The sequence below is a fragment of the Colidextribacter sp. OB.20 genome (assembly GCF_009911595.1).
Lineage (GTDB): Bacteria > Bacillota > Clostridia > Oscillospirales > Oscillospiraceae > Lawsonibacter.
Genome location: NZ_QWKG01000102.1, coordinates 1 through 8,928 on the forward strand (window position 1 = coordinate 1; position 8,928 = coordinate 8,928).

The window sequence follows — 8,928 nt, forward strand, 5'->3', positions numbered from 1 at the left end:
AGACCCTCGTGGCCTAATTTTCTTTTTTTCATCTGTCTACTTGACAGGGGGCGGTTCAGAAATCGAAAGCCGCCGTTCTTTTTATCTCCATAAAGAGCGACGCGGTAACGCTGACAGATACGGCGGCTGACAGGAGGCAGCCACCATGAAGCGTATAGCCATTCGACAAAACCTGACGATATTTGACCCATCAAAAAAAGCCCGTCCCCCGCCTATGGATATTCCGGCCACGAGCATGAACTATACACAGCTATAAAGTGCAATTTTATTCCAATTCCACGCCTGGTAGGTCTACGACCTGTCGGGCGTTTTTTGTCGCTTCCTGCGGCCTGCGCCGATCAGGAAAAAATATTTTCGCAAAGGGGGCTTTTAGCGGGTAGCCGATGGCCTTGCCGGTGTCATGTTAGCGGAAAGGGAGAGAACCACCACCATCCCCAACGAAAGGGGGTGAGAAGATGGAAGCTATCCCCCGCAGCTATGACGAGTGCCGGTTTGACGCCTTTTGCAAGTCGGTACTGCGGAACGAGGCCCATAACTACCGGCGCGGCTTAAAGCGCCAGCGTGACCGGCAGGTGTCGATCAGCGCCTTGTCGCAGGCAGATATGGACAAGCTCTCTACGGTAGATCACTACCCCAGCGACAGCTACACTTTTTCATCGCATGGGTATGACCTGCATATCAACAACGAGCTTGTGGCTGATGCCTTTGCCAGCTTGTCCGCACAGACGCAAAGCATTTTGATTTTGCGTTTCGTGCTGGATTTGGGCGACGCCGAGATCGGCAGCCTTGTGGGTATGTCCCGCAGCGCCGTCCAGCGGCACAGGAAAAAACGCTGGACGAATTGCGGAACAAATTGACGGCGTTGATGCCAAAGGGAGGTTGAGCGCGGATGATGAACCCCAGCTACAAGGGCCGGGCGCTTCTCCCCATGCCGGTGATCGAAGCCGCCCGCGCCGGGGACGCCGAAGCCGTGGAACAGGTCTTGCGGTACTACGAGGGCTACATAAACAAGCTCTGCGCCCGGACGCTGTATGACGAGTACGGCAACCCCTATGTCTGCCTGGACGAGTGGATGAAGCACCACCTGGAAAACAAGCTCATTCAGGCTATCGTCGGTTTAGACTGACGGCAACCGGCCCGGCAGGGCAGGCGGAACATCTTACCCTTTCCATGTTCCCCCGCCTCCGGCCCGGCGCTGCACCTTGACAAAGAAAGCCCGCAAGATAACGGCGGCGCAGCATAGGGCAACGGACACATTCTGTATGCGCCGCATCGGTGGGTGCGCCATGACCCCACATCCTGCGGGAGAGCGAGAACCGCCTACACCGAAAGTCGGCAGCTTGTAATCAGCGTCGCATACGCTAACGATACTCCCTTACAGCCACAGTCCGAGCGTTCAAAGCGTCGCAGGCAATGGGTAGGGCCGCGTGAGAACCACGCGGGGGTGAAAGTCCCGTGGTGCTGGTCGCCGCCAGCCGTCCGATTTATGCCCCTTTACAGCATGAACCTTTTGTTTCGTGAAAGGGGGATTGTACCGTATGAATACGGTAACAAATCAGCAGATCAGCGCCCCCATTGTACGTCAGTACGAGATCGGGGGCGTTCGCTATATCGTCAAGGCTTCTGTCAGCGGCAGGGCCAGCGAGAACGCAGTAACCAAGATCAACCGTTTAATTCAGGGCGATTTGGAGAGGAAAAAATCCCAGCCCTGATTATGAATTTTTGAGCTGACTAACGGGGCCGGACATGGTATAATATGACTGTATCAAGGCCCCGTTTTCCGGCTGCGGAATAGGAGGCCAACATGAATAAACAGCCGGATAAGGTGTTCGCACTGTACTACCGTGCGGCACGGACGAACGACAATGATACAACCTTGCACCTTGACAATCAAACGCATCAAATTCCCCTTTTTCAGAAAGGGGGTGCGCTGAAATGATGAAGCCGAATATTACCCCCGTTGGTACGTTCCAGCGCATCACCAGCACCGCCCCCCTGCGGGCGGAAACCCGCGAGGCTATTCAGAATACGGTCTTACAGTTCTATATCCAGAACAGCCAGCCGGAGGACGACGCCGAGGGCTTGACCGCCTGCTATGAACGGCTGTCGCAGGAAGATAAGCTGGACGGTGAGAGCAACAGCATCATCAACCAAAAGAAGATTTTGGAGAAGTATTGCCGCGACCACGGCTATACCGCCATCCGGCACTACGACGAGGACGACGGTTATTCGGGGACAAATTTCAACCGACCTGGCTTTCAGCGTATGCTTGCCGACATCAAGGCGGGCAAGATCAAGCGAGTGGTCGTCAAAGATATGTCCCGCCTGGGCCGCAACTATCTCCAAGTGGGAATGTATACCGAACTACAATGGACAAGGGCATAAAAGGATAATAGCCTGACGGTATGCCCGGTCGTCAGATTTTCCACTCAATTTGCAGATTCTCGCTGGTGGCGCGAATGACGGTAATCATCAAATCCATCACCTGCTGCTTGTCCTCAAAGCTGACATTCTCCCAATCGTCCAGGTAGTTGGAAATCGTGTCAATCTGCTCCGGGGACACCGCTTCGGCGGTCAGCTTGGCAATCTCGCTGGCAAGGGCCTGACGGCGGCTGTCCAATTCCTCAATCTTGGCGTTGGCGTAGGAGATCAGCACCGGGGTCGCACCCGTCAGCGTGTCCAGCAGCTTTTCGATCTCGCTCTCCACTTGGGCCAACTCTGTCTGCTTCGCCGTCAGTTTCGGGCTGGCGGCTCTTTTCTTTTTGCGGCCCGTCAGCGTCTTATAATCCTCCTTTTAATATCCAAAAGGATACTTTTATAGTTTACCGACAAAGCGAAAATAAATCGTGATCTTCTGGCACCTTGCGCCGTCCTCTTTGTAGCTTTCGCCAATCTCAATACGATCAATGAGGCGGTGAAGCAAATCCCGATCAAGTTCTTTTACATCGACGTACTGTTCCGCAAGTTCTACAAATTGAGTTGCGTTGTCTGCCTCTTTCGTCAACTCCGCGATCTGCTCCGTAACGGTTTCAAGATGGGCGGCCAACTCGGCCCGCTCTTTGGTATAGCCAGTGACAAGGCCGTTATACATATCATCCGGCAAGCTGCCTAAAACGTTTTTTTCAAACGCTTTACGAATTAACTCCCCGATCTCAGCAAGCCGCTTTTCTGTTTTGCCCTGATCTTTCCTGGCGGCAGCAAGGGCGGCTTGCTGTTTTTTCTGGCCTATTCCGGACAGCTTCGCTATTAAGCCGTCACGATCTCGGCGGGCTTCTGCGGTGACTTCCTGGACACTTCCCAGCACTGACGCATATAACAGCTTGTACGGGATTCGGTGGCTGCTGCATCCGTTTTCGGACGTGCTAAAGTTTCGGTAACGGTAGCAGACATAAGCGTTTCGACTCAGATTCATGGAAGAACCACAGTCTTGACAGAACACCAGCCCGGAGAAGATATTAACATCCCCTGTACCGCTCACTTTCTTGTGACGGCGGGCAACCTCGTTAGCAAGGTCCCAAACGTTTTGACTCACGATTGCCTCATGGGTGCCCTCGGTGACTATGTAATGATCTTCGTTGGTTGCAACCACTTTCTTGCTTTTGTAGCTGACTTTGTGACTCCTGCCATATACCAGCTTGCCAAGATACACCGGATTGCGGATGATACTAGCAACCGTGACTGGACTCCAATCAGTAGGCCGGGTTGTCTCCTTGCGGGGAATTACTCCCTTAACTGCTGCGGGGGTTAAAATACCCTCTGCTGACAGTGTGCGGGAAATTGAGCGGAAACTAACGCCACTTACAACCATGGAATAAATACGGCGGACAACGGGCGCGGTTTCGGGGTCTGGTAAAAGTTGGTTTTTGTTCTCCGGGTCTTTTTGATAACCATATATCCCGGAGGAAAGATACTTCCCAGCCCTGGCGCGGGCTGCTAGAGCTGAACGGGTTTTGTTGGATATGTCTTTGACATAGTAGTCATTGAATACGTTCTTGAACACGGCGCAATCTGTACCCGCTCCCGTGGCGCTGTCATATCCGTCATTGATTGCGTCAGCCGGTATCTCCGCAGCATAGGAAACTGTTCGGGATGGGTATAGCCCAGCACCAGGATTTCTCCCTTGATACCACCCCGCCGCAGTTCCGCCCCCTCCGTCACGGTTGCAACGCAGAAAGCCATGATACCCAGGCGGTTCAGTTCTTTCGCAACCAGCACCGCTCCGTGTCCATAGGCGTTGGCCTTGACTGCCGGCATAAGGGCGCAGCCCTCCGGGAGTATGGATTGCAGCTGTTGTATATTGTGACGCAACGCGGCCCGATCCAGTTCGATCCAGGCCCGTCCAGTCTGAACAGGACGGGGCGGCTGGAGCAGCAATAGCATCTGAGACAGCAAAAAGCTGGATACCAAGACCAGGATAAAAAGCACAATGGTATTTTCCACCAGCAGGCCAGTCAGCCCAACTATCTTTGCCGCCCCACGCACCAGCACAAGACACCAGGGATGGATCAGGTACACCACTGTGGACAACTGGCGTAAGCTGCGCCGCTCCCCCTGATTGGCCTCCAACAGCAGAGAAAACAGGAATACCATCAGGAACGGAAAGAAGAAATACATACTGTCGTGTCTTTGAATCCCTGACCGATGGAGTAAAAGCGCCTCCACGACCAACGCGGCCAAAGAACACAGAAACCCAATAACAGAGGTCCTCCGGCTGAATACGATCCCTGCCGCCCCCAGCAGGAGAAACAGCGGCACATAGAAAAGTCCGTTTCGGGTGTAGTCAAACACCTGGAAGATACCATTGTAAAAGGCGGAGAGAACGGGGATATTTGACACCAAGCCGTAGTAGCTCTCTCCGCCCAACCCAATCAGATACAGCGCCCCGGCAATCGGGATTGCCGCCTGTGGCCTGAAACAGCTCAGATAATAGGCGATGGGGGTCCCCAGCAGCAGGGCGGGGAGATACCACAGGTGGTAAAAGCTGCCGTCAAAGATCACCCGGCGAATAAAATCCGGCGATAGCTGTCCGGCGTAGTAGTTCAAGGGCAGGTACAGCAGTACCCCCACACCGTAGAGCATCGCCGTCCTTGTCAGGAATTTCCCTGTGGAGCGCCAGCTCCCGCGGGCCAGGAAATAGCCGCTGACCATAATGAAGAATGGCACAGATACCCGGCGCAGGACAGTCAGCAGCCAGAGAAATTCGCCGTCAGCGGAGCGGGTGTGATTGGCTACCACAAGGATCACGGCAATCAGCCGGAAATCGTCTAAAGCCGGAAATTTCTTCGCGCTCAGGCGGGATGCGTTCGTAATCGTCATTGCTTCACCGCCAGTTTAATCAGGGAAGAAATGACCTGTTCAAAGGACATCCCCGCGGCCTTCATCATATTGGGGTAGCGGCTGTGGGCGGTGAAGCCGGGGATGGTATTGACCTCGTTGAAAACCAGCCTGCCATCCGGCGTCAAAAACTGATCCACACGGGCAAAGCCCTGACAGCCCAACGCCCGGTAGATCCGTTTGGCGTTGGCCTTGACCCGCTCCCGCTGTTCCACTGGGATGCGGACGGGTACATGGATAGCGGAGGTTTCCAGGGTGTACTTTTCCGTGAAATTGAAAAACCCTCCAGCCAGCTCTATTTCGTCCGGCTCACCCACCGTCAGAGTTTTACTTCCCAAGACGGCACAGCCCACTTCAAAGCCCGGCACAGCTTCTTCCAAAATAACGTGGTCGTCATATGCGAAGGCCAGCTCCAGGGCGGCAGGCAGTTGGCCCCGCTCCAAGACCTTTGTGATCCCGTAGGAGGAACCGGCCCGGACGGGCTTGACGAACAGCGGATAGCCCAGCGTTTCCCCTTCGGCCATAGCGACCGTGACGCCCATCCACCGCTCCAAAACGGCAGACCGGGGGACTGCCACCCCTGCGGCCTGGGCCAGCTTGTGGGCGCGGTCTTTGTCCATGCACAGCGCCGAGGCCAGCACACCGCAGCCCACCAGCGGCATGCCCGCCAGCTCAAAGAGGCCCTGCACCGTCCCGTCCTCCCCGTTCCGGCCATGGAGGACGGGAAAGGCGGCGTCCAGGCGGACCTTCTGCATACCTCCCGGCCCAAACACCAGGAGGGCCGGGGCATTCCGATCAGGGCACACAACAGCGGGGGTACAGGTTTCCGCGCTGTACCAGGTGTCACTTTCGATGTTGTCCACCGGGCCGGTGTAGCGGAACCAGTCGCCCACCTGGGAAATGCCCACCATTACCGGCTCATACCGGCTTTGATCTATGTGCCGGAGAACGGCGGCGGCAGACTGGAGGGACACCCCGTACTCCGGGGAACAGCCACCGAACAGGACGGCGATTTTCAACTTGCTCATTTTTCTTCCTGCCTTTCCGCCAGATATTCCTCCAGGCACAGGCCCTTTTCATACATCTCCGTGGCCGCTTCCACGCCTACATAGCGGTAATGCCAGACTTCTTCCGCCACGCCAGTGAGTTCTGTCTTATAGCCAGGGTAGCGGAAGATAAAGCCATACTTGTAGCTGTTCTCCTGAAGCCAGAAATAGAGGTCGTAGGTGGCTCCGTTGATGTCCACCGCCAGCCCAATTTGGTGTTCGCTGTATCCGGGGACAGCCCCCCACTGCTTTGCCATTTCTTCCGCTTCGCTTTTGGAGTGTCCTTCGTTTTGATACTTGGCTACCTTGTCGTCAAAGAGCTTCTGCTGCTTGGCCTGGGTTCGGTAGCCGGACACCACCATCGGGAGCTGATCCCAATTCCCCTCTTTGGCCGCTTCCAGCATCTCCATCAGGGGATCGTAGATGCGTTCATCCACTTTCTCCCCGCCAGCTACCTCCACCAAATTGATCTCGTAGTTTTCGGGGATAGCGTTTTCATGGTTTACCAGCACCAAATTCCAGTCGATGTCACTGAGCGTTGGCTGTGTGCTTTCAGCTAAAATGCCGACCTGCACATTGTCCTGCGCCTGGGTCGTAGTCGGAGCGGATGTGCCTCTTACCGGCGTTTCTTCATCGGGCGTTTTTTCACCAAACGACATAAAGACATAGACGCAAATGGCTACCACCAGCAGCGTTGCCACAATATCTCCCCAGGGGAACCGTTTCCGGCGGCGCTTTTGGCTGCGGCGCGGGTGGTCGTTACGGACTTGCATCATTTTTTCTTCCATCATAAAAAGCTCCTTTCAAACGTCGAGCAAAAGTGCCCCTGTCAGCATCTATTTTACTGGACAGAGGCACTCGGAACTTTAATATGAAGTTGTTTATTTCCTAAGAAAATCCTAATATAGTGGGGAGATTTAACTAATCTGTTTTTGACAGACGGGCCGCAGCCTTGTGTCAGACAGTACCGTACCGCTCATGTTATGGCTGTCAACAGTAACCAGGAGCTGAAATGTGTGGGCTGTGTTGTTTTTGACCTTCAAATCCAGCCAGCCCTCGGCCACCGCCGCGTCGATCCCCTGGGGAATACCGGGCATATTGAGATGGAGGTCAACACCGTGGGTATGCTGTTCCGTGATAGTCAGCGGGGTATGCAGGAACAGCCAGTACAGAAAACTGCTCATCTGGCACAGCCCGCCCCCCGGCAGAAGCTGGAGCCGCCCATCAGACAGAACATACCCATTTTTATAGGCCATTTCCTGATCTGCGCCCCGCACAGCGTTCCAGAAGGAAAACGTCTCGCCGGGAGCGATCATCAGTCTATCGAGCACCTTTGCCGCCAGTTTGCAGTTGTAAGCCTTGTTCTCCTGGTAGGCCAGCTCATACCCCGTTTTGTAGTTGTAGAGCGGCCAGCTTGCTCGAAAGAGCGGATGGGACAGCTTAATGTCGGAGCGTGTTTTTGAATAGCGATTATGATCTAACCTCATTCCCACATAGTAGCAGAATATCTTCTGTTTTTTCCGCAGCGGCAGCAGACACGGAAAAAACTGTGTCAACCGTTTTCTTCCCATAATGCGCTCCTTCCTGTTGTCAGTCTGACAGAGAAATGCTCCTGTCAGCATCATTCTACTGAACAGGAGCATGGAGTGCTTTAAGATGAAATTGATTCATTCCTAAGAAAATATAGAGATTTTCCTAATGTACCAGCGGCAGAATAGAGCTGGTAGTTTACTTGGCCGTTGCATTTGGCGGTAGGTGCTGGTATAATAGCAATGGTATAACTGCCCGTCAAAATTTGCATTTGACGATCTACAATTCTTTATATTTCTAACAACATCTTTTGCCGTTTCTGTATCAAACGTCATTTATCGAAAGGAGTTTATATGAAAAGGACGTTTTATACGGAAGCGGCATATGTTATTGGGTTAATAACACTTGCATTAGGTACAGCGTTCATGGAGCGGGCAGATTTTGGTATGTCAATGGTGGTAGCACCAGCATATCTTATCTATTTGAAAGTATCCGGCTTCCTGAGCTGGTTTTCCTTTGGAATGGCAGAGTATTGTTTCCAGGCTTTCCTCATCATTGTACTTACAATAGTTTTACGCAGATTCAAACGGAAGTATTTATTTTCGTTTATAACAGCGCTTATCTATGGAAGCATACTCGATATTATGATGAACGCTGTAAAACTGGTTCCCGGAAATGAAATCCTGCAAAGGGCAGTGTGTTATGGTGCTGGCTTGGTCATGTGTGCAATTGGAGTATCCCTCTTATTCCACACTTATATTTCGCCTGAAGCATATGAACTGTTTGTAAAAGAAATATCAGATAGATTTGATTTGGATATTAGCAAAACAAAAACAGTATATGACTGTTGCAGTTGTATAGTCGCAGTTGCTATGTCATTTCTTTTTATCGGTTTCTGGCATTTTGAGGGAGTAAAGATGGGAACAGTCCTGTGCGCTTTGATAAATGGTTGGATGGTAAGCGTAAAATGTACCACCGCATATACAAGGGAATAGGAGAATGCAGATAATAGTCCCGA

At 53.0% G+C, this 8,928-nt stretch carries 10 protein-coding genes and 3 pseudogenes; 6 read left to right on the plus strand and 7 right to left on the minus strand.

Annotation, left to right across the window (positions count from 1 at the left end; translation table 11 throughout):
- A partial coding sequence (locus D1641_RS19285; protein ID WP_207708645.1) for a hypothetical protein occupies positions 1-194 on the minus strand: 194 nt, incomplete at its 3' end.
- 261 nt (positions 195-455) lie between these two features.
- Here D1641_RS19285 and D1641_RS17940 point away from each other — a divergent pair.
- The 5 genes and pseudogenes from D1641_RS17940 to D1641_RS19600 form a co-directional block, all read left to right on the plus strand.
- Positions 456-883, plus strand: a pseudogene (locus tag D1641_RS17940) (sigma-70 family RNA polymerase sigma factor).
- A 6-nt stretch (positions 884-889) separates the two neighbouring features.
- Positions 890-1,126 carry a helix-turn-helix domain-containing protein gene (locus D1641_RS17945; RefSeq protein WP_160668186.1) on the plus strand — a complete coding sequence of 79 codons (237 nt, stop codon included), beginning with the start codon at positions 890-892 and terminating at the stop codon, positions 1,124-1,126.
- Positions 1,127-1,538: 412 nt separating this feature from the next.
- Entirely contained in the window at positions 1,539-1,712 is a 174-nt protein-coding gene (locus D1641_RS17950; protein WP_160668188.1) for a hypothetical protein, read from the plus strand.
- A 92-nt stretch (positions 1,713-1,804) separates the two neighbouring features.
- Positions 1,805-1,939 carry a hypothetical protein gene (locus D1641_RS19785; RefSeq protein WP_279285717.1) on the plus strand — a complete coding sequence of 45 codons (135 nt, stop codon included), beginning with the start codon at positions 1,805-1,807 and terminating at the stop codon, positions 1,937-1,939.
- Positions 1,940-2,046: 107 nt separating this feature from the next.
- Positions 2,047-2,367: pseudogene (locus D1641_RS19600) on the plus strand (recombinase family protein); the annotation flags it as partial.
- 49 nt (positions 2,368-2,416) lie between these two features.
- Here the strand turns inward: D1641_RS19600 and D1641_RS17960 are convergent.
- The 6 genes and pseudogenes from D1641_RS17960 to D1641_RS17985 form a co-directional block, all read right to left on the minus strand.
- A pseudogene (locus tag D1641_RS17960) lies at positions 2,417-2,785 on the minus strand (recombinase family protein); the annotation flags it as partial.
- A gap of 30 nt (positions 2,786-2,815) precedes the next feature.
- Positions 2,816-4,000 carry a recombinase family protein gene (locus D1641_RS19910; RefSeq protein ID WP_160668190.1) on the minus strand — a complete coding sequence of 395 codons (1,185 nt, stop codon included), beginning with the start codon at positions 3,998-4,000 and terminating at the stop codon, positions 2,816-2,818.
- Positions 3,934-5,316, minus strand: a complete 1,383-nt coding sequence (locus D1641_RS17970; RefSeq protein ID WP_160668192.1) for an alanine racemase — start codon at positions 5,314-5,316, stop codon at positions 3,934-3,936. Before D1641_RS17970 ends, D1641_RS19910 begins: the two co-directional genes overlap by 67 nt.
- Positions 5,313-6,362 (minus strand): D-alanine--D-serine ligase VanG, encoded by a 1,050-nt coding sequence (vanG, locus tag D1641_RS17975; protein ID WP_160668195.1) that lies wholly within the window; start codon positions 6,360-6,362, stop codon positions 5,313-5,315. The genes D1641_RS17970 and vanG overlap by 4 nt, the downstream gene beginning before the upstream one ends.
- Entirely contained in the window at positions 6,359-7,153 is a 795-nt protein-coding gene (locus D1641_RS17980; RefSeq protein ID WP_160668204.1) for a M15 family metallopeptidase, read from the minus strand. Before D1641_RS17980 ends, vanG begins: the two co-directional genes overlap by 4 nt.
- A gap of 144 nt (positions 7,154-7,297) precedes the next feature.
- Positions 7,298-7,951 carry a VanW family protein gene (locus D1641_RS17985; RefSeq protein ID WP_160668197.1) on the minus strand — a complete coding sequence of 218 codons (654 nt, stop codon included), beginning with the start codon at positions 7,949-7,951 and terminating at the stop codon, positions 7,298-7,300.
- A 312-nt stretch (positions 7,952-8,263) separates the two neighbouring features.
- On the opposite strand from D1641_RS17985, the gene D1641_RS17990 reads away from it, so the two are divergent.
- Positions 8,264-8,905, plus strand: coding sequence for a DUF6198 family protein (locus D1641_RS17990; protein WP_160668199.1), 642 nt, complete (start codon positions 8,264-8,266; stop codon positions 8,903-8,905).
- Positions 8,906-8,928: the final 23 nt, after the last annotated feature.

Bases quoted from the DNA above. Each gene is read 5' to 3' on its own strand.
- D1641_RS17945 (WP_160668186.1), top strand. From the start codon at position 890: ATGATGAACCCCAGCTACAAGGGCCGGGCGCTTCTCCCCATGCCGGTG.
- D1641_RS17950 (WP_160668188.1), top strand. From the start codon at position 1,539: ATGAATACGGTAACAAATCAGCAGATCAGCGCCCCCATTGTACGTCAG.
- D1641_RS19785 (WP_279285717.1), top strand. From the start codon at position 1,805: ATGAATAAACAGCCGGATAAGGTGTTCGCACTGTACTACCGTGCGGCA.
- D1641_RS17970 (WP_160668192.1), bottom strand. From the start codon at position 5,316: ATGACGATTACGAACGCATCCCGCCTGAGCGCGAAGAAATTTCCGGCT.
- vanG (WP_160668195.1), bottom strand. From the start codon at position 6,362: ATGAGCAAGTTGAAAATCGCCGTCCTGTTCGGTGGCTGTTCCCCGGAG.
- D1641_RS17980 (WP_160668204.1), bottom strand. From the start codon at position 7,153: ATGCAAGTCCGTAACGACCACCCGCGCCGCAGCCAAAAGCGCCGCCGG.
- D1641_RS17985 (WP_160668197.1), bottom strand. From the start codon at position 7,951: ATGGGAAGAAAACGGTTGACACAGTTTTTTCCGTGTCTGCTGCCGCTG.
- D1641_RS17990 (WP_160668199.1), top strand. From the start codon at position 8,264: ATGAAAAGGACGTTTTATACGGAAGCGGCATATGTTATTGGGTTAATA.